This window comes from Pseudomonas sp. Irchel s3b2 (assembly GCF_900187445.1).
In the GTDB taxonomy this organism is placed as follows: domain Bacteria; phylum Pseudomonadota; class Gammaproteobacteria; order Pseudomonadales; family Pseudomonadaceae; genus Aquipseudomonas.
This window is the reverse complement of sequence record NZ_FYEB01000001.1, coordinates 1,390,450-1,416,689: the sequence shown is the minus strand read 5'-3', so window position 1 is coordinate 1,416,689 and position 26,240 is coordinate 1,390,450. Positions and strand designations below refer to the sequence as shown.

Here is a 26,240-nt window from a genome sequence, read left to right as displayed (position 1 = left end):
ATAATAAATCCCCGGTTTATTTCTGTTTAAGTTGCGAAACTTCGTTTCTAAGCACACGGATCGACTCACTCATTTCCGCGATTGAGTCTTTTTGCGCGATGTGCCCACGCATCAAATTCACCATGCCGGTCGTGCAGTCGCCCGCCAAGGCATCGACGGCCGCTGCCGCCCAACCCCCTTCGTGGTACATCGGATAGACCGGGTAACGCAGGACCAAGCCGCCGGCGCCCTCGACCTTGGGCAGCACTGCGTAGATACCCGAGGCACGCACCAATCGAGGCGTTCCGGTGCTATCCAACACCCAGCGTGGACTCGCCCCGGTATCAGCCGGATCGGGGTCTAACACCGTGTCAGAGAACATCTCAGCCGGCGTGAGGTAGTGCCGAGAACTATCACTGCGCCCGGTCCAGGCGGTTTGTGCAGTCCCACCGTCGCCGACCGTGGCGGCAACCGTGGCGATGCCGTAGGGGTTCCAACCCTCCAACGGCGTGCGCAAAATCAGCTCCAACGGAATCGCGTAGCTGTTGCGGTAGGTTTGGCCATCCGCCGCAAACGAGGCCACTTCAGGGCGCGTATTGGACGCCACGAACAGCGTCGGGTCGTTGTAACTACGCAAGCCCTTGGTGCGGCCGCTGGCATTGCGTTCGTGTCCATACCGGCGGTTGTAGTAAGCCGCGTTCAGCAGCTCGGGGCTGTCCCACTTGGTCAGTTTGGTGACCACGCCGCTGTCCGTGTACTGCTCAACCAAGTTCGCCCCGGCGCCGTCCAGCCCCGGAACCTTGGCCATCATTTCGTCCAGCAGGTCGATGGTCGGGCTTTCGTTGTACGCGCCCCAGGTCGGATCAGTCGACAGCTCACGGTTGATACGAAACCGCTGCCGACGGGTTGACGCCACCTGCGGCCCTGTCAGGTTCGCGTGCCAACGCTGCAACGGCAAATCGAGCGGGGTAACGAGTTTTTCCACGGGGTAATCCCCGACGCTGCCCACGTCCGCGACCGAAATGCGATAACGCCAAGCCACGTACTGCGGCCGCCCGGTCTTGGACACTTGCCGCACTGAGCCGGGGATAAACGAACCGTTTTCATTGCGACCGCTGTAGCCGGTGGCGCCCATCAACAAAGTGCGAGACAACAGGTCGCGATAGCCGTTGATTTCCTCCAGATGGCGGAAGCTTTCAAAGGTGTCGTTCACCTCATCGGTCAACAGCTCCGGCCAGATTTCCAGCACCGAAAGGTTCCAGCGAAAATGTGGCCGGTAGTCGCGAATCGACGTGTCACGCGCAGCAAAGGCCCGGAAGTATTCGCGCATTTCTGCGACCTTCGCCGGAACGTCAGCCGCCGCATTCACCGAGGCGGGGGCCGCTGGAGGGGCAATGTCCACCATCGCTAGGTATTTACCTGGCGCAGCGCTGCGCAAGCGGTAGTCGTTATGGCGCGTCCTGACCATGTGGCCGTTGATGAAGGCCGCGATTTCACCCAGCCCGGGGGTCGCCAGCAGGTTCGGGTGGTTGTGCAGATTGATAGCCGAATAAGCGCCGTCGAACGTGCGGTTGAACGACTCGGTACCGGCAGAACCATATTGGCGACTGCCCAAAACTCCCGACTGACCAAAGGTGCGGAAAATCTCCGCTAGGTATTCCGACTGGCTGGACTCCGACACCCAATCAGTTTCGATGAAATTGGCCAGCGGGTAGGTGTGGGTTTTGCCCTCCGCGTGTTCGGCCGACATGTCCTTTTTGATGTTGGTCAATTCAACATCGACGAAGTCTTTCACCCAGGCGCGGGTCGCCTGAATGACCGACCCGTCGAGCATCAAGGTCACATTGTCGGCATTGGACGTGGTGAAGATCGTGCGGATACTGACTTCGCGACCGGCGCCGTTGTTGATCAACGGTTTGTATGACTCGGGGTATTTACCGATGGCATACAACACGCCGGTGTCGGTCCAAACACCCACCTCGCGCACCCACCACCCGCCCACCGTTTCAGGAATGACGACCTCGACCACCAGCCAGGCCGTGTTCACTTTGTCCTGATACAGATTGTTTAGGTTGCCCTCCCACACCTTGCGCTTCAGCGTAGTTTGCGTATCCACGGGGTTATAGGACGCACCGTTACCATCACCGACGCTCATTTTTACCAGCTTGATCGGTTTGCCATTGGCCTTGCATTCGGCTTCGTATTGAAAGCCGGCCTTGGTCAGAATTGTGTAGAACTCTTGCGCTGCCATCACACCTCCAGCGGGTAGATAGTTGTCAGTTCAACCCCGTCCGCGCCGACTGACTGAGTCGTCGCGGCTTGCTGTTCCAGCTCGGTCATTTGCAGGGGGTAGATCGTGGTTTGCTCGCCAGAATCGCCACCTACCGAATCCACGGCAGGGTTGGCGTGCTGCTCGAGCAACGTCGGTTGAAGCGGGTAAAGCGTGGTGGCATCACCGGCGGTCAAGGTGCCAACGGCTGCACGCACCATGCATTGCTGCTCGAAAGCCGTAACCTGCAACGGATAGAGCGTGGTGTTTTCGGTCATCGTCGCCACACCCGCCGCCGCACGTTTGGTATGCGTTTGCTCTAACTGCGTTACCTGTAACGGGTAGATCGTGGTCACTTCGCCCGCGACAGAGGCTGCGACGGCCCGGGACTGGCTTCGCCCGTCCAGCGTGATATGCACGGTGGCCAAGTGAATCGACTTGCGCTTGTTCTGCTCCAGCGCGGCCATGATCCGCGCGTCCAGCTCAGGCGTTATCGGAACGCTGTCGGTGGCCAGATCAAGCCGGAAGGTGCCACGCGGCAGCGGTGGCACCGCGTCAAACCATTCCGTGACCTTCGGCGCCAGGTCGAACTCAGAGAGCGCTTGCTCGACCGCACGCAACGTCCCTTTGATCCGGTGCAGGTCCAGGGAACTGGCCACCGCGGCCCGTTGCTTTTGCTCGGACCAGCTCGCCCGCCAATGATCGATGGACAAGTTCCAGGCCAACCAGGGCAACACCTCGACCGGGCAGGTCCAGGGATTCCACAGGGTTTCCGTGCGCACCGGAATGGCGTCGATGCGCGCCGTGCCGGCGTCAATCTTGCGTTCAAGCTCGGCCAGGTGTGGCGGTAGGATGTTCATCGGTCATCCTCCCGGCCGTAGCACCACGTCATAGCAATACGGCGCCTGCGACTTAACGCAGCGAATGTCCTGCCAGCCATTCAACACAACCTCAGTCACGCCCTCGACCGTCAGCGCCGCGTCTACCGCCGATCGCACGACTTGGCCACCCAGCTTGTGCATTTGCGCTACATACGCCTTGACGCGCTTCTCAGCGACTTCAAGCGCCATTGCCGGGTCCAACTCGGACGACACAAACACCGTCGCATTCAGGGCATAGCGCACAATCTCCGCCGAGCGCACCCGCACACGGTCACCGAAGGGCCGGAACGGCTTCAGATAGGTGTCGACCGCCTGCAACAGCCCGGGGCCAGCCTGGCCGTCACCCGTGCGCCCCAGGACAAAAAGGTCAATCTCACAGGGTTGCGGGCTATCGACCGAAACGTCTTTAACCTCCTGGCTGGCATTGCGCGCATGAAAGCGATAGGCGCCCTCGGGGCCCGCCACCGACAGTCCTTCGGGGGATTCCTGCAAGCGTGCGCGATAGTCGTCGTCCAACTCCCCAGCGCGGCGCAGGATCGGGCTGCCGTCCGGGTTGCGGTAATAGGTGACGCCGATGTGGTCGAGCTGACTGCCGAAGGCATGCGCCAATGTCAGCCCCTTGGCCTGCTCGTTCATTTCCTGGCGGATCAGCATTTCCCGATAGGCGCAGGCCAGCACAACCCGATAGGCCGGGTCGGCCGGGCTGTTGTTCTCCACTCCGGCCGAGGCGGCGATTTCAGCGACAATAACTTCATAGTCGACCGTTTTAACGACGGTCAAAGGCGGCAGCAAAGCCGGGATTACGCCTGTCATTTGAGCAAGATCCTTTCCAATTCCACCGCGCTGGCTTTTCCCTGCTCGTACAGCAGGCCGTTTAGAAACAGCTCGATATGGTTGCTGGCCACCACCTCTACCCGCATCGTCAACAGCCTGAAATCGTCCAGGCCGTTGGCCTTGTTGTTGATCGCTTCAGCGAGCCGGACAAAGGCGTCCATGTGGAATTGCGAATCGACGTTACGGTCGAGTAGTTCAAACAACCGGGAGCCGAAGTCGCGACGTCCGACCAGGCTGCCGATCGGCGTCGCTATGACATCGCTCAGGCGTTGCCACAGGTAGGGGATGCCGCCAATCAGGCGCCCCGTGACCCTGTCCATACCTTGTTTCATGCTGTTCTCACTGTTGCGGATCAGGGGTCGGGCTGTTGCCGTGTTTATGGCTGTTGTACAGAGCCCGGTCGCCGCTCATGTTGCGCACGGCATCGCCGACTTCGGCGTCGCCTTTGATGTCGCCCGTTACGCGTAACGTGCCGTCGATTTCGGTGTCGCCGGTAATCTTGACGCCACCCGGGGCGACCACTTCGGCGCGACCGCCGGCGGGCAAGTCGAGGCGATGCAAGTGCGCCTTGCGGTCGTAGGACACTGACCCGCCATCGCCGTACTGGACTAAGAACAGGTCGGGGTCGCTCGATGGCGCAACAAAGTCTTTGTGATAGCTGCCGGGCAGGATCTCGCCCAAGGCCAGGTCGCCCTCGCTGATCACCGTGGCCCCCTCTCCCACCTCAGGACACCACCAGACAATCGCCTTTCCGGTACGGATCGGCTTCCAGGGCAGCCAGCCGGTCGTCATGCCGGGCCCGTACTGGACCCGCGCGACGGCCTTGATGGGGTCGACCTCGGCGATCTTGCCGCGAACCACCATTTGGGCAACGCGGCGTTCCAGCTCTTCCAGGCGCTGCAAAACGTCCATCACGCCTCCGGCTATTCGTTGCCTTCGTGGTCTTGTCCTATGAACACCTCAAGCGCCGGACCATCGACCGGCAGTTCCCAGGCTTCGCCCACATGGGCCGTTTGCTTCCAGCTCACCAGCCAGCTCTCGAAACCCTTTTCGCCCGGGGTAAACAACCCGGGAAACGCCTCTAACTCGCCGGCGCGCTCCACGTATTCCAGCCCCCACCGTGCGCCATCGATCAGGCGCAGCAGGTGGGCCGCGAAGTTGCGCACCTCTAGCTGCACGTTTTCGGTCTGGGCGCTCAAGACACAGTGCGCGGTCCATACCAGCTCCATCGGCGTCCGGCCGCCCGTGGCGCGACCACTGGGGCGAATCTCGGCCAGCTCCAGCAGCACCGCCGGCGTCTTGATCGACTGGCTGCTCGGGTCCACGGGGTTGTACATGTCCACGGTCGTCAACCGCGCACCGAACCGCTCGCGTATGGCCGCGATAATCCGGTTATGCAATTCGGTCAAATCGACTTGGGATTCGTCAGGTTTTCCGCTCATGATTCACCGCGTAATTGATTTCTTGTTCGATCAGCTCGGCAAACCGCGCCAGGGCGCGCCGCTCGTAACGGCGGAACACTTCGCCGGCCATGTCGGCCAGTTCGATGCCGACACGCACCACCGGGAAACGTCCCCGGTTGCTGCTGTCATTGCTGCCACCAAAATCAAGAAAGCGAGCACTGCCCCCGCCGTTCTGTCGACTCATGGCCGGCAGTTGCAGACCCAGCGCTTGGGCGCGGCTTTTGCGAATCCAGACCCGCGAAACCCCGTCGTAAACGCTGCGATAGAACGCCCCGTCGAAGCGACGACCCGCGACCGTTGTGCCCTTCTTGCCCTGTCGGGGTCGACCAGCGTTCTCCGCCGGCAAAGGCAAGGTGCCAAACCAGAGAATCGTCACTTGTTCGGCGCCAGAGCCGGCCGTGGTCGTGCTCCAGCGCGCTTTTAAGCTTTTCTGCGGCACCCGCAGGGCCTGGCTGATTTCGCGCGCCATACGCGTAGACAGCCAGCGCATGGTTTTACGGCGGGCTCGCTCGCCGGCCTTCGTCACCTGCTCGGGGGTGGCCTGAATCTGCGCGGTGACGCGGGTGATTTCTTGCGCGAAGTTCAGTTGAAAGTTAACGCCACTGGCTGCCATGGCTTCCGCCCTCCCCTACAGCGGGTTCGTCCAGGCTGTCGGCCAGCCAGAGAGTCAGCCAGCCCGCACCGTCGGCATAGGGCGCGGGGCAAAAGTAAACCTTGTCCTTGATGGTCAGCCGCCACGCTTTGCTGATCCCGGCCAAGCGTTGATCGCCGGTGGTGAACACCGGTTGCCGGCGCTTGAACTTCAAGCCGCCAGAGTCGCTGGAGCCTTCTTTTCGATGCTCGAAATCGACCTCGGCATTGTCGAAAATGCCCTCAACATCGAAGCGCTCGCCCGCGTCCGTCAGCACCTGCGCCGTGGCGTCCTTACAAATCAGCATCGTTCGTTCAACAATGTTAAATCGGCTCACGACTCCCCCTTTTCGCATGCGAAAGCCGACCCTTGTGGGCAGGCTTTCGGCTGCGAAAAGCCCCGCACTTGGCGGGGCTCTCGGTACAGCCTGGCGACACTTAGATCACGTTTTGCAGAAGCAAGCCGCATTCTTTGGCAATCACCAATTCTTTGACCTGCTCACCGACGCGCAGGCGGTAACCACCCTTCAGGCCGACGCTTTCGTCGTACCAGGTCCCGGCGAAGCGATCGTCATATTGCGCAGTAGCCCCCCAGGTCAGGGTCCCAGCCGGAATCTCGACGTTGGGCGCTTGGTAGGTGAACGCGCAATGCCCGGCCCATACCCGTTTGACCTCGGCCGGCTTGCCCTTCTTGGCGATGTTCACGCGGCTTTCGCCGATGAACACGTTTTCGATTTCCAGCAGTTCCATCAGTTGGGCGATGCTCACCACGCCTTTATCGCCGCTGTTGCCGTGGGCCGCCGCGACCATGCTGCGGTTGACCCGCAACTGGGTCCACTCGGCGCGGCCGATGGTCAATGTGTTCGGGCGCATCAGCGGGCCGTCGAGCTGGGCCAGCAAGAACGGCAACAGGTCGGCGTCGCGGTTGCTGAACTTCTCTGCGGCCGCCAACGGTTTGCCATAGGCATGGTTGTCCGGGTTGAAGGTGGCCCGGGCGACGCGCACTTCGCGGTCCAACAGAATCAGGTCGGTCAGCGCTTCTGAGGCATGGTCGAGCGGGTCATAGTTGCTGTTGGCGGCCTTGTCGATGTCGCCTTGCGGGACCACGTCGTCCAAGCCGAAATCGGCAGTCGAGGCGTCTTTTTCCTCGGCCGCGAATTCGACTTCCTGAGCGGCGCCCTTACGGCTGATTTCAGTATCGATATGGGTCAGCCGCTCGGCCTTGTCATATTCGAACCACTTGAATTGCTCACCGCCAACGGACTTACGCGGCATCACCTGATCAGCGATCAGCTTGTCATTGCGGTAGGCAATGACGATCCCGGTACGGACCGGGTCAATAGGAAACGGGGCTGGCATGCTTGAATTACTCCAGGGTCAAATTAAGCGGCCGGCACAAAGCCGCGTTCGATGAACACGCGGCCGATGGTGCCGGCGTCGCCGGTTTCGTCGGCGCGGGCGATGTAGGCTTCGCCGGGTTTCGCCTTCACTGCACGGCCGGCGATATCGGCGGTCAGCAAGTCACCAAACCCAACAGCGTCGCCATACTCCAGCTCGGTCGGGCCGTTACGGATAACGTCGCAGACGGTGCCGGCCACCGCGCCCAGGCTGCCGGTCACGCCCATCAACGGCGCTTCGCTCGGGCCCGCGGCTTGTTTGAACTCGCCTTCGACATCGTCATAGGCGGCGATGCGGTGCGGCTCGACATCCGCGCCGGCGCGACGGCTTTCAATGTATTGGCGCATCAGGCTTTGCTCCCTTGGATCATCCGCACAGCGGCGGACACAGAAATTTTGTTGCCCTTGGCGGCTTCAGCCGCAACCAGGGCGGTGGCTTCAGCAGCCAGCGCTTTCGGGTCGGTGGTGGTCTTGCCGGTTTGCGACTCGGCGCCGCCCTTGACCTTGTTGGCCTCGGTATTGGCCGCGTCCTGCAAGTAGTCGGCACCGCCTTTTTTCTCGGCGGCGATAATCTGCGCGGCGGCTTCCGGGCCGCTGGTGGTACCGTCCAGGGCCAGGGTCTGAATCAGCTTTTCATGCCCGGGCAAGCTGTTGGCAAACACCGCCGTGACGCGTGCGGTTTCAGCAGTACGGCCGGCGATTTCCCCTTCGGCTTTGCCCGCCGCGTGACCCGTCACACGGGCCGCTTGGACGGCGGTGGCCATGTCGGCGGCGCCGGTGGCGGCAATGGCGGCGAAAGCGTCCGGGTGTTGGGCCTTCAGGGCGTCAGCAACGGCGGCCGCCGTCGCCCCTTCTGCGATAGTCAGAGGCATGTGGTTTGCTCCTACGTTGGTCTTGGCGGCGGTTGACGCCTTGAGTGGTTGAATCGGGCGCGACGACTGCCGGCCGCTTAGCTCGGCGATCAAGCCTTCCAAGCTGCCGAGGCGGTGCGCCATGCCCTGCTTTACTGCCTTGGCACCGATGAAGGTGCCGCCCCGGCCAAAGTCGGCCAGGACCTTGTCGCGGCCGACACCCATGTTTCGGGTCACCGCGTCGATGAACACTGTTTCGAGGTCGTCGACGATGGTCTGCACGGCGGCCTGGCCGTCCTCGCTGGTCGGGTCAAGGCGCTTGTTCGGCGCATTGCTCGACACGACTTCGATGCGTTGTTCGCCCTCGACCGGCGGCAGGATGCGAAACCCCGCTACCGTGCCCACCGAACCCAGTTCGGCGGTCGCGTCGATCACCACTTCGGCACAGGCCGAAGCCATCCAGTACGCCGCCGAACAGGCTTGGCCGCCGACATAGGCGACGATCTTTTTCCGGCCACGTGCCTGATAGATCATTTCGGCCATTTCATTCAGGCCGTTGACCTGGCCACCGGGCGAGTCGAACCAAAGCACCACGGCGCGGGCCTTGGGGTCTTCAATCGAAGCCGACAGCGACTTGGCCAGCGCCTCGGTCGATGTACCGCCGCAGATGTCGTGCATCCAGCTGGCATAACGCGACACCACCCCGCGCACCTTGATCAATGCCACCCCGTCGCGCAGCTCGACGGCGGGGGCCGATTTCATCCCCTCGCCGTCTTGCGTGGCCAGTGCGTCCAGGCTGCCGGCCTTCAGCTCTCGGCGGGCGATGGCTTCCATGTCGGCCAGCATGGTCGGCGGCAGCGCCCAGGCTTGTGAGGCCAGAAACTGCAAGGCCATCAGCTTTTTCATGCGTCCTCCCCTGGCAGCAAAAGGCCCCGTTGGCGGTTGCCTTCGGGGCCTTGTTCGACGTTGTCGTCATTGGGCGGCGCACTCGGCGCCGCCGGTTTGTACTTCCGGCGCTCCTCGATCACGCGCCGGTTGTTGATTTGCTCCCAGCCCTGGCCCAGCAAGTGACGGCTTTCCCGTTCGTGCGTGCTGATGCCGATCTTTAGCCGCTTCTCGGCCGCGTTGACCGCCTTCAGTTCGTCCAGCTCGCCCAGGTTCGGCCCGTGCCACAGCGCTTGGCAGTAGGCCCGGCGGACCAGCGGGTCCTGAAAGAACCCCGGCAAGCGCAGACGCCCCCGCGCCACCGCTTCCGCGATCACGGTTTCGTAATACGGCTGGCACACGTCGACGACGAAGTTGGCCCGGTCGACCATGATGTAATGGGCGAACTGCAACAGTGCCGCCCGGCTGGCCGAGTAACTGGCGGTAAAATGTTTGATCAACACTTCAAACGGCACGCCAATGGCGCCGCCGATCATGCGCCAGAGCGCCGTCACGAACGGGTCAAAGGCCGCATTCGGTCGCCCCGGGTTGGCCGTTTCAATGCTCTCGCCTTCGTCCAGCTCATACACCAGGCCATCACCCAGGCGCAGGTCGCGGGCTTCGTCGCTGTCGTCGTCATCGTCATCCGCTGCGCCTGTCCTGCCCCCTCCCGGCCCATAAGCATCCCCACCACCATCGCGGTCGGACTTGATGAACACGGTGAATTTCGAGCTAATCACCGACGCCATCAGTTCGGCATCGATGTAGCGCCCGGCCTGCTTAATCACCTCGATCACCGGCGCCAAATCAGGAATGCCCCGCGTTTGACTGGCCCGCATGTTGTGGTTGGAGTGAATCAGCACGTTGCGCCGGCTCTGCTCACCGAACAGCGGCACCCGCTGCCAGGACGCTTTCGAGCGCAAAAAGCGCTTGGCCGGGTTGGTTTGCAGCACATGCACGGCCACGGCGGCGCCGTGTTCGTCCAGCTCGAAACCGCCCGACAGGGTTTCGCTGTCGGGTTTGTTGTTCGGGTTGCACACGCGGTCGGACTCGACCGACTGAAAGTGCGTCGCGTACGGTGACCCTTCACGCTCGAAATGTGGCAGCAACAGAAACGCGTCGCCATTCACCCGGGCGCTATGGAACAGCTCGGCTTGCTTTTGAAAGAAGGTCTTGCGCCGCGCGGCGTCTGCCTCCAGGCAATCGGCCGCCAGGTTGAACTCACGCAACATTTGCGCCTGTAACGTCTCCGCCTGCTGGGAACTCAGCCCCAGGAACTCGGCGTCGATACTCGGCTCAGGCCGTAGCCCGGTGCCGATCACATAGACCGTCTTGGTTTTCATGGCGCCGTGGGCAATCGGGTTATTGCGCTCCAAGTCGCGCGACCGCGACCGCAGGGTCGCCAGTTCGGGGTTAACGTCGCCGTCGGCGTCTTTTTTCGAGGTAAACCACGATTTCAGCGCCGGACGACTTTTCGACGCCCCGGCGAATGAATCCAGGGCGTCGAGACTCATCCGGTCCCGCGCGCGCTCCAATCCCGCCGAGGCGGAAAAGAAACCGACCACGCGGTCGAAGACGTTTCGACTCATATCGGAATCCCTTGTCGAGCCACCGGCCCGCCGCGCAGGCTGCGCCGCAGGCGATCGCGTTGTGCATACAGGGTTTTAAGGTCCGCCATCTGCACCTTTCGCGTCCCGGCGGCCGTCGTCACCTCGACGTTTTGACCACCCTGCAGCACATCAAGAATGGCCTTGTCGATGGCGACGATTTCCGCCCGAACTGCCCCACGGTTTCGGCTCATAGTTGGCACTCACTCACAGCCCCCCGGCGGCGTTTTTTCCGCTTCGGCGCCGGCGCTGCCGGTTCCGGTGAGGGTTTGGGTTTCTGTTTTACCCGCGCGCCATCGGGCAACGCAGGCATGTCCGTTAGATCAGGCGCGGTTTCATCCGGCAGGTCTAGCATTTCGTCCCCCTGGCGCGGCAGGCGATGCACCTGCTCAAGATGGGCGGCTGTCGCCGCCAACACTTCAGCGTCGAAATAGTGGTTGTCGGTACGCAGCTTGTGCCAGAACACGCGCCCCGCCTGGGTCACCAGGCGCGCCTCGGCGACCACCTGCTGGCAGTAATCGTCGGTCGCGTCTTGCGCGATGTACCAAGCGCCGGCATGTTCCACCGGCCATTCGATACGGGCATGCACCCAGCTTTTGAAGTGGTCGGTGTGGATGTGCATCAGCTTCAGCGGTTGGCGTTCGTGGCCCTTCTGGTCCACATCAGCGAACTTGTACGGCTTGTCCTGTTGCTGCCGGCCCTTTGTCGGCACCGCGCGGCCGTAGTAGCGCCGGCAGAACTGATAGACCATATGCACTGGTGCGGCCTTACCGCCGGGCTTATAGCCCGAATCGACCAGCATCCGCGCAATCGGCCGGCCGTCGTAGGTCGTTTCCAGCAGCGTGGCCAGGTCCTGCCACACCTGTTCTTGTTCGGTGTCGCCCCATATCTCGCCGTGCTCAATCAGCCACGACGAAAAGTTGTAGCCGAAGCCGCGCACCACATAGACCAGGCGATCGCCTTGCACGTCGACGCCGGCCAAGATCAGTTGCACACCGCGCGGCACCTCGCCAAAGGCATAGGGCCGGCGTAGCGCGGCAACCGACTGCCAGGCCGGCGCCTCGCCCTTGACCATGAACAGCTCGCCGAATGCGGTGTTAATCGCGGCCTGCATCCGGCCGGGCTCGCCCGACAACATGGCCACCACGAACTTGCGCGCGCGCTGGCCAAAGGTCTGCCAGGGCGAGCACAACCCGGACACCCAAAACGACGCCGAAGTGTCTGCCTCCAGCGGCGCCAGGTAGGTACCGAATTCGACCGTTACCGTCACGCCGCCCTGCTCGATCTGCGCACCCGCCGTGTTGAAGCCGACCAGGCGCTGGCCCGGGGCGACAAACACACCACGGTCATTCATCCACTCTTTCGATTCCTCGGCGATCATCGCCGAGCAATGCGGGCAGAACAGCCGGGCGTCGTCCAGGGCCTGCTTGGGCGTCGCCCCGTCGGGGATGTACAAGGTCGAAAAACGCGGAATGAAGTACCGACCACAACCCTTGTGCGGGCACGGCCAGGCCCATTCGTGCCGCGTGCCTTCCTGCCACAGCTTCCACACCGGCGAATGGACATCGTCCGACGGCCGCCAGCGCTCCAGGCCATCGTCGTCGGTTTCGGTTTCCACGCTGCCAACGGTCGGTGTCGAAACGACCGTCACATTGCCGTCGATGAAGTTGGAAATACGCGCTTCGGCCAGACTGATCGGGTCGCCTTCGCCGCCGACGTTATTGCCCATACGGTCGCGTTCGTCGACGAACACGTCACGCGATGGATGCGACGCCAGCTCGGTCGCCGAGCCAGCCCAGCCGAAGCCGATGCGCTGACCGTTGATGAACTTTTCGTTAATCGTGTCTTGCTTGCCCTTGGCCAGCGCCTCAAACAGCGACGGCACCGATTTCAGCAGCTTGGAAAAGCGATCCTTGCTCACCGACTCGACGTTCTTGCGAGTCGGGCCGATGTACAACACCGGACCCGGATCGTCGTCCATCCGCCAGCCAACCGCGTTCAACAGCACGCCGTCAGTCTTCGACATCTGCGCGCCCATCACGCCGGTCACCATCTTGAACAGCGGGTCGCGGATGGCTTCGGTGATGCCCTTGACCCAAGGTGCGCGATCGCTGTTCCACGGCCCCGGCTCAGGACTGCCCGGCGGCAGAACACGCTTCTGATTGGCCCACAGCCAGGCCGCGCGCAGCGGCGCTGGCCGAAACACCTTGGCCCCCCGCTTAAGAATTCTCTTCAGACGGTGCGGCATGGATGTCTAGCGCCTCCAGCATGTCGGCCGCGACCGACATGGCCCGGGTCAGTTCGTCGTCGAATATCTGCAAGCCCGCCGCTTCATTACGCGCGGTGAATACTTTGGGAATCACCTTGCGGCCCACCGGGCGCAGGATCATCGCCATCTGTGTCAGTGCGCTGGCCAGGGTCTGCTCGACCAGGTCGATGTCGATCAAGGTCTTTTTCTTTTCGCCCAGCTCCAATGCGCGCAACTCGGCTTCGGCTTCCCGCGTCTTGCGGTCGGCGCGCAGCTTCATCAGTTCTTCTTGTTCCTTGCTGGTGGTTTGACCGTCAAGCGTGCTGCCGTCGCCCAGTTGCCTTGCCACCTCCCGCGCAATTTCCCAAGCGGTTGCCTTGGCCATGTCGATGCGCAAGGGGTCGCCCTTCTTGCCACTTCCCTCATGCGGCAACCCCTCGCCAAGCCAGCGCGTAACCGTCCGTTCGGACATGCCCCGGGCATCGGCGTATTCGCGTTTATTCAAAATCAGCGGCATAGGTCGACCAATGCGAAGAGGTGGCCGAGCACTTGGCCTATTTGTCCACCTTGCCCTTCTCGTTCGGCGCACACGTTGCCAGTAAATTCAAGGGCTGCACGTGACCACATGTTCAAAAATTGAACGATAAAGGTGGACAAAGGGCGCGCTTTTCCGAAAACCGAAAAATTCGCGAGCCGCGCGGGCCTGACGACCGTAGGTTCAAATTTTGGAGCCAGAGGGACCCAGATCCATCGGCGTACCATCATGGTGCGCTGCCGGTGCCTGTTGCTGCATGCACGCCAGCACCTGGGCGGCGCAGGTCTTCAACGCGTCTTCAGTCACCAAAACGGCATCCTTCCATTGCTCATTGACCAGCACCGCCGGGCGTGCCGGCAGGCGACAGGCCACCAGCGGGCAGGGTTGCACCTGGCTTGTATTGGGTTGGGTCGGTGGTTTCTGGACGGGCGAACTGCACCCCGTAAGCAGCAGGCACAACACCGGCCAGGTAATCGGCGATAGCTTGGTCATTCTCTTTAAGCTCCTGTAGCGCGTTACGCGTAACGTCACCGTCCCTAGCAATGGTTTGCGCCAATGATCGGAACAAGCGGTCAGCGGCCTGCGCTTGCTTCAGTTGGGTACGTTGGTCATCGATCACCCCCGCCTGTTCGGCGGTGCGCTGCCGCTCGGTTGTCAGCTGTTCACTGACATTGCTGCTGGCCTGTTCGGCCAACGCGCGGGCCGAATCGACGGCCTCGATGCGCCAGAGCGCCAAGGCCGCAACCAGCAACGCGATACCCCAGGGAATCAGCCTCATGCCATCACCACTTGAGTCGGGCCGACCGCCACAGCGGCAGCCAGCAGGAACACGGCCACACTCACCAGCGCACCGGTCACAGATCCCACGCACATAAGGTTTCCTCCAGGGAGCGGCGATGAATGATGCCGTCGCACTTGTTGCTCTTCAGCGCGCAATCCTTACCGGCCACGTATCGCCACCGCTTGAGTTGATCGCACGCTTGCACGTACTGCCCTTGGCGCAGCAGGTTGGCCGCTGTTGAGCCGCAGAACTTCGGCCCGCCGACGTTGTAGGCAAACAAGCCCCACCCTGCTTTCATCGATTCGGGCATGGGATCGGGGGTGGTGACGCACCGCGCAACGTCCCTCAGCCCGATGTCGATGGCCTCACGGTTGCGGCGCGTGCAGCCCTCGACTGTTTCAACGTCGCCCAGCTTCACGCCCTTGGTCACCCCTCCGCAGATGGTCGGCACGCCACCAATATCGAGATAGGCATGGAGAGGGTTGCCCTCAACAATGGGGACCGCCACGTCCATTAACTGATAGGCCGAACCACCGGCGGCCAACACCGCCAGAATCGTGGCCGGCAGCTTTATTTTCGCCATGCCGTCACCGCTGACGTAACCGAGCTAACCAGCGTGGTGCGCCAGGACGGGAACGCCTTATCGAGCAACAGCAACAGGGTATAGAGCAGTGTCATCCAGCCAATCAGGTGGCTAATTTCAAAGCCGAAAAGCGTGGTGCTGCTGAAATACGCCACCGGCGGCGCGGCTTTCGCGACCGTCACCGCAAGGCCAGATTCTGTGTTCACTTTTCTGTCCCCATAAAAAAGCCCCCGACCGTTGAGGGCCGAGGGCTGGAAGGTTGCTATCCCCCCGCTTCGGGGGCGTGGAATAAAAAGCCCGCTGCAGAGGCGGACAAATGTGCAATCCAAATACGAAAAAGCCCCGCACAGTGGCGGGGCTTGTAAATCGGCACAAAAAAAACCAGCTAAAATTGCCAGGTTCTCAAAAGGCGTCGCGCTGCGTTCACAGCAATACACGCTGCTATGAAAACAGACTTATTCCGCGCGGAAAAGTGTTTTGTATGCCACCTAAAGACGGTAAATTCTCAGCAGCGATGTCATCTCGAATCGGACCCCTCCCAGAAATAAGCTTTAACGCATCCCATACACCAAAAGCATGGACGTGATCGAATGACAGGTCATACAGATTCAAAAGGTAACGAGCTCTCTTCTGACGAGTCTTCGCACTTGAGAGAATATTTAGAGCATTACAAAACCCTTTCAAAACCAGGCTACGGCGTTCTGGTTACCGGTGATTGGGGGTCAGGCAAAACACATCAGGTAACAGAAATATTAGCTAAAGATGAAATTTACTACATAAGCTTATTTGGAGCACAAACCACTGAAGAGATATATTCTGCTGTGTATGCAAAAATGCATCCAGGGATGTATTTTACGAAAGAAATCGCGAAATCTGCTAATGGCGCCGGAGCTGGACCAATCAACGTTGGAGGCTTACTTTCAGGAGTGGCCAATGCACTCATTCGCGAGCAAGTGAATAACGACAAAATAATAGTTTTCGATGACTTAGAGCGAAGCAGAATCAACACGAATGACTTACTAGGTGTCTTTAACAAATATATCGAACACCACAATTGCAGGGTCATCGTTCTTGCGCACGACAAAAAAATAACCGACACATTCAAAGGAACAAAAGAAAAGGTTTTCGGCCAGACAATTGCAATTACACCCCAGACATCAAAAGCCTTCGACAGCTTCACTAGCGAAATTAAAGACCATAGCATCCTAGACTTAGTCAACAAACATAAATCTGCCATACTTGAAACATTCAGTCAGTCTGAAACTTACTCGCTTCGAATATTGAAACACTCCATTGATGACTTTGCCAGACTACTCGGAACTCTTTCATCGACTCACAAATCTAACGAAGCCGCCATACTGGAGATTACCCGACTATTTTTCGCATTAAGCTTAGAAGTACGGGCCGGACGTCTAGATGAGTCCTGTCTTAAAGACAGAAGTGACAAGATCATCAGGTACCAAATGAAAATGGCCAGAAAGGAACAGCCTGCTGAGATACCTGAAATTTACAACTCATTTATCCGATATAAAAACATAGATATTGGCAACAGAATTCTTAGCGATGGCGTCCTAATAAACACGCTCTTTAAAGGAAGCTACTCGGAAGTTGAAATACATGCCTCCTTAAATGAAAGCCTCTACTTCACCAGCCCCGCGGACCTTCCTGCATGGCTAGTATTCATGAAGTTCGACGAACTCAACGATAAAGAATCAAATGACGCTGCGGAAAAACTGAAAAACCAGTTTGCTGCCAGAGAAATAGTCGAACCAGGTGAAATACTTCACCTATTCTCTCTTCGTTTCCTACTGTCAGACATGGAACTGATCTCCAGCGACTTTTCCCAGACAGAAGCGGACTGCAAACAGTATATGGAGGATCTGCTTAACCTAGATAAAGTGAAATCCCATACAGGTTATCAACAAATGTGGGGAGACAATTCCATCAACAGCTACGGGGGTTATGGATACTGGGTGGAAGAGAGCTACAAAGATCATTTTTCTCGAGTAGTTAACCACTTCAAAGATATCCAGACTCAGGCAGTAAAGAAACGCTACCCCGAGTTCGCAAAAACACTTCTTAGTTTAGTATCCTCAGACGGCAATCAATTTGCAGAAAAAATTAGTCACACCAATAGTGGACAGAATGATTTTGCGGCCATTGACGTTCTAGCCAGCATACCACCTAGCGACTTTGTACAAGAATGGATGGGATCTCCAGCAACGAACTGGAGACATATAAGCAGAGGATTAGAACAAAGGTATTCTACCGGCAAGCTTTCAACCTCTCTCAAAAGCGAAAAACCCTGGTTGAAAGAAGTCATTAACCTAATTGAACGCGAAAAAATCAAATCAAGGGGCATTAGACAAAAAAGGATCGAGCGCGTTTTGCAAATGAGTTTAAGAAACTTGGCCTGACAACCATGGCATATTGTTCTCTAGGCAAAGGCGGCCCAACAAGCAACAGCCTTTGCTTCGGAGAAAAAATTATGCCGCGCTGCGAATATCACTTACAGCGCAATCAATCCACGCAGCGCCTGCCCTGGCCAATTCCCGCGCCTTTCCTTCACTAATGCCATAGTGTTTTCCGACCCTCGCCATCGACCATTTTGCACCGTAGTACAGCCAAAGAACGTCGCCCATTTGCTGATCCCGGTGCGCAAGTCTGGCCACAGCACTGTCGATGGCGATAGCCCAGTCATCAGTAATGCAGTAGTTCTTGCTTGCTTCCGGCTGTGCCGCCGCTTGGCGCATCAACGCTAAAGTCGGTGACGTGTAACCGGCCCCCCCCATTCCATCCATCCGCCACCAGCCCCATTGTTCAAGTAGGTATTCGGTATCTCCCAGTGGTCGGCCTGCCGGCTTACGAATCATCATGCTCTCAATCCCCTGTGTAATTTGTGCCGCCCGCCCCCAGGCGGTTCAATTTTTCGTACTGACTCTGCCGTCCGACCATTTGGCTCTTCAGGGCCGCAATTTCACGCTGAGCCTGCTGCAGCTTGAAACTCAACTGTGTAACTAACTCATCCGTAGAAACGACCAATTTGCTTCCCGCAATAACCCAACCTGAACCATTGCAATCGGCGCAAGCCAGTTCATAAAACACCCCCTTCATCACCGCTTTGCCCTTGCAAATCGGGCAAGGCTCCAACTCAATCTGCTTCTTCCTAAAGCCAGGGCCCGGCTCTTTCTTCATGTTTTGAAACCTCGCCTATGGTTGATTCTTGAGTGGCCTCGCAGGCCTTGTGTTCTGTGGCTTCCAGCGCTTTACCGGAATCTCCGAATCTAACGCCGGTCAACATATGAATCTGGTTAAAGCCCTTCGTATCTAGATGCGCGTGCCACTGCTCCAGCGCATCGCGCTTACGACTCATGACGTCCGACTGGATGTACACCTTCACGTTGTGGCCCATCGCGTGATTGATCAGCAGCTCGCCAATCAGGTGGTCGACGCCAAGGTCTGCCCAACCGGTGCGGGCGACTTTGCGCAAGTCATGGCTGGTCCACTCGCCCTGCCCCAACCGCCCGAACACGGCACTCGCCTGCCCTTCGCTGATTGCCTTTCCGTTACGGGACGGAAACAGGAACTGACCGTCATACCCTTTGGCCCGCTGGATCTCGCGATAGCTGATGAGCACCTTGCGCACCTGGTCGGTCAGCGGCAGGTGATGCTCGACGCCGGTCTTGGTGTGCTCGGCCGGAATGAACCACTCACGCTCAGCCAGGCTGATGTGCGACCAGCGTGCCTGCCGGGTTTCTCCGATGCGGGTGCCATGGCAGAGCATCATCAGAGCCAGTAGGCCGTCCGAAGGATTGCTCGCCATGGCACCGAGCAAGCGAGTCATCAGGTCTTGGAGCTGGGTACCACGCAATCGAGAAGGCTTGATCCCGACCTTGGCTTTGGAGAAGTCGTTGAACTTCATGCTCGCCATTGGGTTGGACGAAATCAGGCCCAACTTGAGCGACTGACGGAAAGCCAGGGCCAGCAGCTGGAACACCGAACGCACATAGTCGATGGAAATGCTTTCCTGCAACGGCCACATCAGCTGGCTGTCGAGAGCGGCCTTGTCGATGTTGTTCAGCGGCAGATCACCTAGGCGCGGCATCAGGTGGCACTTGATCATCGAGGCGCCTGTCTTCTTGCGCTTCTCGGACAGGTTGCGGTCACGGGACATGCGCTCGGCGTACCAGGCCAGCAGCTCGCCAGTGGTGCTCCATTTGGAAAGGTTCGCTCCTTCATCAGCAGCGACCCGCAGACGGACTGCCGGCAGCGCCGCGACCACCTGCTTTGTACTTAGGTCGGGAAAGTTGCCGATCTTGTTCCAGGTGCGCTTGCTAAGCAGGTACCAGGAGCCGCGAGTGCGATTCTTCGCGAAACGAAAGTGCAACGCCGGGTGACTCGCATCTCGCAGATCGCGGATGTGCAGCTTCTTGGCACTGCGCTCAATTTCGGCATCCGAAAGTTTCACGGTCAGGGTTTTCACTTGGGCGGTCATTGCGGGCTACCTGCGGGCGCCAGAAGATCGACGACTTGAAAGGTGTTCGGCCACATCAATGCGCCATAACGCTCGGCCATCGCCTGATCAACGAACAACGCCAATGCGTGATCGGGAGTGCTCCCCAGATCCCACTTGAAAGAGCAGCAGAACACGGCGAAGCGGTAGTTCTTTGGGTCAGGAACAGCCAGCAGGCGATCAGGCATTGGAGTGGCCTTCGATGTTTGTTTTTTCTCGAATACCGAACCGAGACAGCAACTGAGCGCGGGCGGTCTGGCCGTCGACTGGAATGGATTGGCGAGCCATGGTTGCCAGTAACCGCGCATCACCGTATTCCTGGGCCTGCTGCACTTCGGGCTTCTGCGAGTCGTGCCCGATGCCGACGGCGATATCCTCAAGCGGCTTGCCCTGGACCAGCATCCGGATGGTGATGTCGTACGCCCGATCGAAGACCTTGCTAGCCTTCTCCGACACCAAGCTGTTCAGGTTGTGCATCTCGCACTGGAGCGCCGCATGACGCACCGCGGGGTGCGACCACACACGGGAAGAGGCGCGGCTCGGGTCCAAATTGACCAGCGCTTCACGGAAAGCCTTATCGTGCGAAGGGACGCCCAACATCTCAGGCGTTGGCTGGCACCACTTCACGAACTTACCAACGCTCGGCGCGAAATCGCCGCCGTACTGACGGCAGTTCTGCAGCCCGTACCGGATCTGCTCCAGGGTATTGATTCCAGCGACGATGAACGCCTTGATCCAGCTACGTTTGGCAGCTCGCAAGGCATCATCGTCGGGCCAAGCTTGCTTCCAAGCAGGAAAGATCGCCTGTAGTTCCTTGAACAGCGCGTTCACCACATTGGTGGTGCCAGGCGGTAGTTGCTTTGGTTGAACCAGAGCAACCGGCGGCAGGTTTCCCATCTTGCTGAGCAGCTGAGTAGCACTACGCGGAGCTTTCACCTCCATCACAAATCCCCCAGATCATCAGCCCAGCTAGAGTCATCGAAATCAGGCGGCGTAGATTGGCCACCGGCACGCTTCACCTGCTCACGTTTGATCCACTTGACCAGACGAAAGCACCAGCCGGACGAGCTATCGACGGTCGCAGGCTTGGCAACGAAGAATCCCTTGAAATCAGCGAACAACTCATCAGTCACTGATTCAGCAGGCAGCCCAGCGATCATGAGTTGATCAGCCAATGCCTTTTCACTCGGTGCCCAGGCGGCGAACATGGCGAAGCGTTGTCGATCATCCAGCACATCGATGGCGGCCTGATCCTGCTCGGCAATCACATCGGAAATCTCGCGCTGCAGCTGCTGTTCGGTTCCTTGATGGTTAATTGATGTATTGGGTGCAGCCGCTGCACCCCGTTCTGTTCTAGGCTGCACCCCGTTCTGTTGTGAGTTGCACCCCGTTGCGTCATTTGCACCCCGATTTGTACGGGGTGCAGGATTTGCACCCCGCGATAGTTGGAGGTCGTAAACGACTGGACGGCGGTCATGACGATCGATGTGCACGGCGGCAATGGCTTGATTGCCCTTCTGGATCAGTCCGAACTTTTCCAGATCATCCAGCTTGTAGCGAACGGTACGCTCAGACAGGCCGGTGTCCTGTGCCAGGGTCAAGGCAGATGGAAAGGCGCCAGCGCCGTTCGAGCCGGCGTAGTTGGCCAGACACAACAGCACATGCCGCGCGCTGGAGTCTTTCAGGGATTCGGTAGGCAGAGAGAGCGCCCAAGACATTGCTTGAACACTCACAGCGAGGCTCCGATATTGAGTTCGGCAAATTCACTTGAGGACATGGTGTGACGCGACACCTTTTGCGGCCGCCCCAAAAGTGTCGCGACATGGCGGGTATTGCCGAGAGTAGCGATCGTGTTCATACTGGCCCCTAAAATGTTTTATCGTTGTTGAAAGAGCCGGGTTGCAGCCCGGCTTTTTTGTGCCTGTGATTCAGGCATTACTTTTCAGCAGACGCGACCAATCCCGCCGACTGAGCTACCGCTCTCAGCGTTCCATGCCCAAAAATGTCCTGATGTCTTGCCGTCCATTTCCTTTCCCTAATAGTCTTCCTGGTGCGAGCGACCTAACTGTCTGCTACGCCTTTCAGTGCTCACCGGCCCCCGTCGGTGTGTTTTCGCTTCAGTAGCGCACCTACGTCAGGCAACCTTTACCGACTGCTCCATCACATCCAAGCTGCGCCGGACATGTCCTAGCTCTTTGCGGATAGCTGCTTTCTCGAGTGGGGAAACGTGGTTGTCATCCAGCGCTTCATGCACCGCGATCGTCAGATCCGCGACCTCTTTACCTACGTTGATCAGTGAAGCGGTGAGTGCCCGTGGCTCAGGTGCGACTTTGGCAACCAGCTCAAAACCGAACTTCTCGGCCAGAGTCATAAGCGGACGCATGTCGCCGGTGTGCAGCAAGATGCCGAAAAGATGCTCAATGGTCAGGTGATGCGCATCGTTGTCAGGGTTGGCACGCTGCAGCAGACTCACATGCGGAACGCCCATCTGACCGGCAAGCACCTTCGCTTCGTTGTCCAGGACCGCGCTTTGGCAAGCCCGCAGAAATTCGTCCATTCGTAAATCCTCGTTTTTGTTTCAGTGGCTGCGCGCCATCACGCATCGCAAAATGTTTCCAGTCACGGCAAATGAGCTACGCAGCCGTGCATTGAGACGGAAACGGGCGGATTTCCTGCGCGGTAAAGGTTCCATCCGCGTGCTCAGTTACTTGGATGTCCCGCTCCGCTTTCAAAGCTTTAGAGATCGCCGGAGAGCTGACGCCAAGAGCCTTGGCGACGGCGATCTGCCCCATCCTCTCGACCAACAATGGCAATGGCGTCTTCTTCATTCCTGTGCTCGACCAAGCTTGATATGTGGAATCAATATTAACCGCCGGTTAGTTTTCAAGCAATACCGCCGGTTAGCGCAAATAACTTAACCAACGGTTAAATTTCACGGATGAGCAAAAAGAAAGAGTTATCCCCCGAGCTGAAAGCTGAGTGCGACGCTGCCAAGGCGATCTTCGTGTCGAAAAAAAACGCGCTCGGCCTTACACAAGCGAGCCTTGCTGAGGCTGCGGACATTTCGGCGGCTGCCGTCGCGATGTACCTGAACGGCACAAATCCGCTGAATGCGAAATTCGCCGCAGTACTCTCGCGCCTGCTTGGCGTGCCGATTGAGAAATTCAGTAAACGACTCGCCAAAGAGATCAGCGGTCTGACATCAGCCGCAGATCAGGCTACCGAGTTCGGATCGAGTGCTTCGGCCGCCAACCTAGTTAGGCAGATGCTAACGAAGCAAGGGAAAAGTCTTTCTGAGGACGCAAGAAGACGCCTACTCGCTGCGGCCGAATCAGACGATGGCGGTGGAGTGATCGAGGTTGACTATTACCGGCCAGGCGCCGTCGGCGACGAGGTATGGATCGCGCATTACGACGTCCGTGCTGCTATGGGTGGCGGGCAAATACCGCACGACTATCCAGAATTGCTCCAGGACGTGAGAGTAAGCCCTCAACATCTGCGCGAGATGGGCGTCGAGTTCAAGGAGCACTTCCATCTCAAAATGGTTACCGGCTGGGGTCAGTCGATGGCGCCAACGATCAAGCATCGCGACCCGCTGCTTGTCGACATCAGTATTCGCGAATTCGTAGGAGATGGGATTTACATGTTCTCTTGGGAAGGCCACCTCTACATCAAGCGGCTCCAATGGGTTGGCGATGATCAGATCAAAATGATTTCTGATAATTCGAAGCACCCACCGCAAACGATCAGAGCTGATGAAACCTACATCCAGGCGCGCGTGCTGCTGGTGTGGAATGCGCATCTGGTTTAGCCCTTGCCTTATGGTCGGTGCCTGTTATTAGCCAAATCGAGAGCCGTCCATTCCGGCCGGATAAATGCTGAAATTATTCTGCTGGGGAGCAGCACCCCGCACCTTTAAAATTCGCAGGAAGCAGATCGCCATGAGGGACGTTGTATTTGTTGATGGGCCGGAATCTTTCCTAAGCGCCCTAGATCAGATTGGTGATTTTGGCGGAGGGCTTCCCGTCTTTAGGGGCTGGCCCATTTTCGACGTTAAGGTGGAAGGCGATCGATATAAGGGTACGTTGACGCCGAAACTGATGCTGGGCCTTATCGAGTTCCAAGAGCAGTTGCTGCGAGCCTATACGGAAATTAGGTACGGCTCATCATCCCTTGCTAAGCTGACGGCAGCCGAAAAGGCTGAGCTCGAGCTTATTTTCCACATCACCGAAGGAAGCACTGATGGCCAGGGCCCGCTTGATAATGCTCTCAACAAAATCATATCGGCCCTTCCCATGAATAAAATGAGCGGCGGACAAGTCACTGCGCTGCTGATTGTTGCAGTGCTGTGTTTTGCTGGTTATATGGTTTTTTCCGGCTGGAACCATTCCGACCTGGAAAAGGCAAAGCTGGCAAGCGCAGACAAGACCTCTCAAACCCAAGCCGCGCTGGTTTCCAAACTGGCTGACGCCCTCGCCTCAAGCAGGCTCCCGCCAGAAGCGGTAGCTATAAAGGACCGAGCCGCTGAGGGTTATCGAGCTATCGTTATAGGGGCACCGGATGCCTCATCCATAGATATTCAAGGCGAGCACTTTAATGCTGACGAGCTCGATAAGATCCGAGCTCAGGAACCGCCTATAAAGACGCGCCAGGAGCGACGGGAGGATGTATACATCGAGATGATTAAGCGTCACCCCGAGTATTTGTCGTTGACGCTTAGGCTTCCGGGTCAGGACTATACATTTCCAGGCAGGGTGGATCTCTCAAAGTTCGACCAGCAGAAAATAAATCAACTTTTCGATTCGCTGCGCGACTCTAGCCCCCTACGTATTTTCCATTACTCGGCTGAGCAAAAAGAGAAAATTGTCCGCACTGACGTCCTAGCAGTGGATGACATCACGGTCGCACGGAATGCCTGGCCTTCCCAGTAATAATATTTCGATCAGATAAGCCCGCCACTCAGCGGGCTTTTTCATGTTCGTCAGAAAGGTGCCGCCTCTTCTACGGACTCGCATACCTCTACCGGCCGATCCTCGTCAGTGCTCGCCTCCCACTTTAGCGTCACCGACTCGTCGTCGTTGAATATCATGTCGATGCCGTCTGTCTCAGATAACAGCCCCATCACCTCCTCCCACTCCCGTTCGCCGTCTGTGTCCAGGCGATGGATTGTCACCCAGCGCTGAATCTGCGCAACAGGGTGATTGATCATATTCGACACTCGAAGGTTAAGCCGCTCGATACCTGTCAGCTCAACCCGCTGGTGCTCTTTTTGTTGCTGCATCACGCCCATGCATTACTCCTTGAGTGCTGTACATCCATACAGCCATCGGAAAAGAATACCGCACCCTTCAGTAAAATAAATTAACCGCCGGTATTGACCTTAAAGAAACCGGCGGTTAATTTACAGCACAAGCCACGCAGACATGGGCCTAGTAGCGAAAGCCGCGTCGTTCTTTAACAGCCAGCGCAACAAACAACAGACCGCATTGCCTCTACCGGCGACCGGCGAGCAGACAGGCCCGAAAGCCTGCCAACGACAGGAACACCCTGTACGGCTGCTCGATGGTGAAGCGCCAGAACCGTGTGAACGACCCGGCAAGCAATGCGCCCCGCCCCTCCGGCGGTAATAGGGCGTAAAGCATCACTGCTGCACCTTGGCGACAGGGTGCATCGGGATGTAATCCCTACCCATAGGAATCGCCATGAACCAAACCATCAGACAGAGCCAAGCAATTCTCCATGGGTTGCGGCTTAGAACTTCGCTGGCCACCGCGGAGATGTACCAGCGAATCGGTCGAGATGAGCCCGTCCGCGCTCCACGCTTCAACGTCATACCCCGGGGCAGCAATACGTTCGAAGTGATCGAGCGTTCCTCCGGCACGACAAAGGGCGAACGGTTCGGCCATGACAGCGCCTGCCAGCTCGCCCAACAGCTCGAGGACAACGCCGATTTCTTCGCTGTGCGCTGCAAGTCGATGAAGAAGTTTTCCCGCACGCTTCTGCGCTGGACTGCCGGCGCGGCGCTGATGCTGATCGTGTTTGCCTACTACGGAGCTGGTCATTGAGGCGCATCAACAACCAGGTGCGACAGCGCAGACGACAAGCTTGGCTGGATATACCAACCCACGGAATCGAAGAGGCAGGGCATGGCCAAGAGCAACGCGGATATTCAGCGGGACAAGCGCGCCAAGGAGAAAGCCCTGCTGGAGCGGATCGGCGCCGAGAAGCGCATGCTGATTGTGTCGAAAGCACTCGCTGATGCACTCCAGGTGCTAGGCGAGCGTCACGACTTCGAGGAATGGCAGGAGACGGCATCCACCTTCTTGATCAACCTAGCTGCCGCACCCACCGAGGAGTCCGCCCGCTTCGCCTGCATGTCGCGACCGGAAATCGTTGTTAAGGAAAAGTGGTCGCGACAGCTTGATGAATTCGCCAAGAGTGGTGCTGAAGTCAGATCAGACTATATGGGCATTAGTCCATCTGACTGCTCTGGATATTCGTCAAAATCAATCGGCCCCGTGTAAATGAATAGTTCTTTACCAAGGCCAGAAACTTTGTCGCGTACGTGCTGAGGTGTTTCCACCGCAAAATAGACAATCAGCCCCCCACCATTTGATTGCTCTTCTACGTCGGTGACAAATTCGGCAACCTCATCCGGTGAAAGACCGATTGCATTACCCAAAATCTTGTTCTGGCGCTGCTCCTGCATTTCTTCCAAAAGTCTCTTGCTCATGACGGTTTCCTT

34 protein-coding genes are annotated in these 26,240 nt (G+C 58.4%); 5 read left to right on the top strand and 29 right to left on the bottom strand.

Going from position 1 to position 26,240, the window contains the following annotated elements; all coding sequences use genetic code 11:
• Positions 1 to 16 precede the first annotated feature (16 nt).
• The 19 genes from CKW20_RS06735 to CKW20_RS06650 form a co-directional block, all read right to left on the bottom strand.
• Positions 17 to 2,230, bottom strand: a complete 2,214-nt coding sequence (locus CKW20_RS06735) for a phage tail protein (protein WP_095052213.1) — start codon at positions 2,228 to 2,230, stop codon at positions 17 to 19.
• A complete protein-coding gene (locus tag CKW20_RS06730; RefSeq protein WP_095052212.1) occupies positions 2,230 to 3,108 on the bottom strand; it encodes a phage tail protein I in 879 nt (292 codons plus the stop codon). The genes CKW20_RS06735 and CKW20_RS06730 overlap by 1 nt, the downstream gene beginning before the upstream one ends.
• 3 nt (positions 3,109 to 3,111) lie before the next feature.
• Positions 3,112 to 3,942 carry a baseplate J/gp47 family protein gene (locus tag CKW20_RS06725; protein ID WP_095052211.1) on the bottom strand — a complete coding sequence of 277 codons (831 nt, stop codon included), beginning with the start codon at positions 3,940 to 3,942 and terminating at the stop codon, positions 3,112 to 3,114.
• Complete coding sequence (locus tag CKW20_RS06720) at positions 3,939 to 4,295, bottom strand: hypothetical protein (RefSeq protein ID WP_141228920.1); 357 nt, start codon at positions 4,293 to 4,295, stop codon at positions 3,939 to 3,941. Before CKW20_RS06720 ends, CKW20_RS06725 begins: the two co-directional genes overlap by 4 nt.
• Before the next feature lie 7 nt (positions 4,296 to 4,302).
• A complete protein-coding gene (locus CKW20_RS06715; protein WP_095052209.1) occupies positions 4,303 to 4,875 on the bottom strand; it encodes a phage baseplate assembly protein V in 573 nt (190 codons plus the stop codon).
• 11 nt (positions 4,876 to 4,886) lie between these two features.
• Complete coding sequence (locus tag CKW20_RS06710) at positions 4,887 to 5,405, bottom strand: hypothetical protein (protein WP_095052208.1); 519 nt, start codon at positions 5,403 to 5,405, stop codon at positions 4,887 to 4,889.
• A complete protein-coding gene (locus tag CKW20_RS06705; RefSeq protein WP_095052207.1) occupies positions 5,389 to 6,039 on the bottom strand; it encodes a hypothetical protein in 651 nt (216 codons plus the stop codon). Before CKW20_RS06705 ends, CKW20_RS06710 begins: the two co-directional genes overlap by 17 nt.
• Positions 6,020 to 6,364 carry a hypothetical protein gene (locus CKW20_RS06700; protein WP_095052206.1) on the bottom strand — a complete coding sequence of 115 codons (345 nt, stop codon included), beginning with the start codon at positions 6,362 to 6,364 and terminating at the stop codon, positions 6,020 to 6,022. The genes CKW20_RS06705 and CKW20_RS06700 overlap by 20 nt, the downstream gene beginning before the upstream one ends.
• A gap of 130 nt (positions 6,365 to 6,494) precedes the next feature.
• The gene (locus CKW20_RS06695; protein WP_095052205.1) at positions 6,495 to 7,415 is read right to left on the bottom strand and encodes a phage capsid protein; all 921 of its coding nucleotides are present in this window, start codon (positions 7,413 to 7,415) and stop codon (positions 6,495 to 6,497) included.
• A 23-nt stretch (positions 7,416 to 7,438) separates the two neighbouring features.
• The gene (locus CKW20_RS06690) at positions 7,439 to 7,801 is read right to left on the bottom strand and encodes a DUF2190 domain-containing protein (protein ID WP_095052204.1); all 363 of its coding nucleotides are present in this window, start codon (positions 7,799 to 7,801) and stop codon (positions 7,439 to 7,441) included.
• Positions 7,801 to 9,210 (bottom strand): S49 family peptidase, encoded by a 1,410-nt coding sequence (locus tag CKW20_RS06685; RefSeq protein WP_095052203.1) that lies wholly within the window; start codon positions 9,208 to 9,210, stop codon positions 7,801 to 7,803. Before CKW20_RS06685 ends, CKW20_RS06690 begins: the two co-directional genes overlap by 1 nt.
• A complete protein-coding gene (locus CKW20_RS06680) occupies positions 9,207 to 10,817 on the bottom strand; it encodes a phage portal protein (RefSeq protein ID WP_095052202.1) in 1,611 nt (536 codons plus the stop codon). Before CKW20_RS06680 ends, CKW20_RS06685 begins: the two co-directional genes overlap by 4 nt.
• Complete coding sequence (locus tag CKW20_RS06675) at positions 10,814 to 11,029, bottom strand: hypothetical protein (protein ID WP_095052201.1); 216 nt, start codon at positions 11,027 to 11,029, stop codon at positions 10,814 to 10,816. Before CKW20_RS06675 ends, CKW20_RS06680 begins: the two co-directional genes overlap by 4 nt.
• Positions 11,026 to 13,083: a terminase gpA endonuclease subunit gene (locus tag CKW20_RS06670; RefSeq protein WP_095052200.1), complete on the bottom strand. Its 2,058-nt coding sequence runs from the start codon at positions 13,081 to 13,083 to the stop codon at positions 11,026 to 11,028. The genes CKW20_RS06675 and CKW20_RS06670 overlap by 4 nt, the downstream gene beginning before the upstream one ends.
• A complete protein-coding gene (locus CKW20_RS06665; protein WP_095052199.1) occupies positions 13,055 to 13,600 on the bottom strand; it encodes a terminase small subunit in 546 nt (181 codons plus the stop codon). The genes CKW20_RS06670 and CKW20_RS06665 overlap by 29 nt, the downstream gene beginning before the upstream one ends.
• Positions 13,601 to 13,801: 201 nt before the next feature.
• Positions 13,802 to 13,924 carry a hypothetical protein gene (locus tag CKW20_RS29800; protein ID WP_256584996.1) on the bottom strand — a complete coding sequence of 41 codons (123 nt, stop codon included), beginning with the start codon at positions 13,922 to 13,924 and terminating at the stop codon, positions 13,802 to 13,804.
• Positions 13,925 to 13,946: 22 nt separating this feature from the next.
• Entirely contained in the window at positions 13,947 to 14,396 is a 450-nt protein-coding gene (locus CKW20_RS06660) for a hypothetical protein (protein WP_095052198.1), read from the bottom strand.
• A gap of 76 nt (positions 14,397 to 14,472) precedes the next feature.
• Positions 14,473 to 14,982: a lysozyme gene (locus CKW20_RS06655; RefSeq protein WP_095052197.1), complete on the bottom strand. Its 510-nt coding sequence runs from the start codon at positions 14,980 to 14,982 to the stop codon at positions 14,473 to 14,475.
• Complete coding sequence (locus CKW20_RS06650) at positions 14,970 to 15,188, bottom strand: hypothetical protein (RefSeq protein ID WP_095052196.1); 219 nt, start codon at positions 15,186 to 15,188, stop codon at positions 14,970 to 14,972. Before CKW20_RS06650 ends, CKW20_RS06655 begins: the two co-directional genes overlap by 13 nt.
• 384 nt (positions 15,189 to 15,572) lie before the next feature.
• Between CKW20_RS06650 and CKW20_RS06645 the strand changes: the two genes are divergently transcribed.
• A complete protein-coding gene (locus CKW20_RS06645) occupies positions 15,573 to 17,399 on the top strand; it encodes a hypothetical protein (protein ID WP_141228919.1) in 1,827 nt (608 codons plus the stop codon).
• A 69-nt stretch (positions 17,400 to 17,468) separates the two neighbouring features.
• On the opposite strand, the gene CKW20_RS06640 is transcribed toward CKW20_RS06645, so the two are convergent.
• The 8 genes from CKW20_RS06640 to CKW20_RS06605 all read right to left on the bottom strand — a co-directional run bounded on the left by CKW20_RS06640 (position 17,469) and on the right by CKW20_RS06605 (position 22,323).
• Positions 17,469 to 17,858 (bottom strand): antiterminator Q family protein, encoded by a 390-nt coding sequence (locus CKW20_RS06640; protein ID WP_176466861.1) that lies wholly within the window; start codon positions 17,856 to 17,858, stop codon positions 17,469 to 17,471.
• Positions 17,859 to 17,862: 4 nt separating this feature from the next.
• On the bottom strand, positions 17,863 to 18,177 hold the full coding sequence (locus CKW20_RS06635) for a hypothetical protein (RefSeq protein ID WP_095052193.1): 315 nt from the start codon (positions 18,175 to 18,177) through the stop codon (positions 17,863 to 17,865).
• Positions 18,149 to 19,477 (bottom strand): site-specific integrase, encoded by a 1,329-nt coding sequence (locus CKW20_RS06630; protein ID WP_095052192.1) that lies wholly within the window; start codon positions 19,475 to 19,477, stop codon positions 18,149 to 18,151. The genes CKW20_RS06635 and CKW20_RS06630 overlap by 29 nt, the downstream gene beginning before the upstream one ends.
• Positions 19,474 to 19,683, bottom strand: a complete 210-nt coding sequence (locus CKW20_RS06625; RefSeq protein ID WP_095052191.1) for a hypothetical protein — start codon at positions 19,681 to 19,683, stop codon at positions 19,474 to 19,476. Before CKW20_RS06625 ends, CKW20_RS06630 begins: the two co-directional genes overlap by 4 nt.
• On the bottom strand, positions 19,676 to 20,437 hold the full coding sequence (locus CKW20_RS06620; RefSeq protein WP_095052190.1) for a replication protein P: 762 nt from the start codon (positions 20,435 to 20,437) through the stop codon (positions 19,676 to 19,678). Before CKW20_RS06620 ends, CKW20_RS06625 begins: the two co-directional genes overlap by 8 nt.
• Positions 20,437 to 21,213 carry a DnaT-like ssDNA-binding domain-containing protein gene (locus tag CKW20_RS06615; protein WP_095052189.1) on the bottom strand — a complete coding sequence of 259 codons (777 nt, stop codon included), beginning with the start codon at positions 21,211 to 21,213 and terminating at the stop codon, positions 20,437 to 20,439. The genes CKW20_RS06620 and CKW20_RS06615 overlap by 1 nt, the downstream gene beginning before the upstream one ends.
• 416 nt (positions 21,214 to 21,629) lie before the next feature.
• Entirely contained in the window at positions 21,630 to 22,052 is a 423-nt protein-coding gene (locus CKW20_RS06610; RefSeq protein ID WP_095052188.1) for a phage regulatory CII family protein, read from the bottom strand.
• A 76-nt stretch (positions 22,053 to 22,128) separates the two neighbouring features.
• Positions 22,129 to 22,323 carry a Cro/CI family transcriptional regulator gene (locus tag CKW20_RS06605; RefSeq protein WP_095052187.1) on the bottom strand — a complete coding sequence of 65 codons (195 nt, stop codon included), beginning with the start codon at positions 22,321 to 22,323 and terminating at the stop codon, positions 22,129 to 22,131.
• A 110-nt stretch (positions 22,324 to 22,433) separates the two neighbouring features.
• On the opposite strand from CKW20_RS06605, the gene CKW20_RS06600 reads away from it, so the two are divergent.
• Both CKW20_RS06600 and CKW20_RS06595 read left to right on the top strand, forming a co-directional pair.
• Entirely contained in the window at positions 22,434 to 23,306 is an 873-nt protein-coding gene (locus tag CKW20_RS06600) for a S24 family peptidase (RefSeq protein ID WP_095052186.1), read from the top strand.
• Positions 23,307 to 23,370: 64 nt separating this feature from the next.
• Positions 23,371 to 24,426, top strand: a complete 1,056-nt coding sequence (locus CKW20_RS06595) for a hypothetical protein (protein ID WP_256584995.1) — start codon at positions 23,371 to 23,373, stop codon at positions 24,424 to 24,426.
• Between the two features lie 50 nt (positions 24,427 to 24,476).
• On the opposite strand, the gene CKW20_RS06590 is transcribed toward CKW20_RS06595, so the two are convergent.
• Complete coding sequence (locus CKW20_RS06590) at positions 24,477 to 24,785, bottom strand: DUF1654 domain-containing protein (RefSeq protein WP_095052184.1); 309 nt, start codon at positions 24,783 to 24,785, stop codon at positions 24,477 to 24,479.
• A gap of 412 nt (positions 24,786 to 25,197) precedes the next feature.
• On the opposite strand from CKW20_RS06590, the gene CKW20_RS06585 reads away from it, so the two are divergent.
• Together CKW20_RS06585 and CKW20_RS06580 are read left to right on the top strand one after the other, a co-directional pair.
• The gene (locus tag CKW20_RS06585; RefSeq protein ID WP_095052183.1) at positions 25,198 to 25,560 is read left to right on the top strand and encodes a hypothetical protein; all 363 of its coding nucleotides are present in this window, start codon (positions 25,198 to 25,200) and stop codon (positions 25,558 to 25,560) included.
• A gap of 81 nt (positions 25,561 to 25,641) precedes the next feature.
• A complete protein-coding gene (locus CKW20_RS06580) occupies positions 25,642 to 26,019 on the top strand; it encodes a hypothetical protein (RefSeq protein WP_256584994.1) in 378 nt (125 codons plus the stop codon).
• Here CKW20_RS06580 and CKW20_RS28950 read toward each other — a convergent pair.
• Positions 25,956 to 26,228, bottom strand: coding sequence for a hypothetical protein (locus CKW20_RS28950; RefSeq protein ID WP_141228918.1), 273 nt, complete (start codon positions 26,226 to 26,228; stop codon positions 25,956 to 25,958). The two genes, CKW20_RS06580 and CKW20_RS28950, sit on opposite strands and share 64 nt — an antisense overlap.
• Positions 26,229 to 26,240 lie beyond the last annotated feature (12 nt).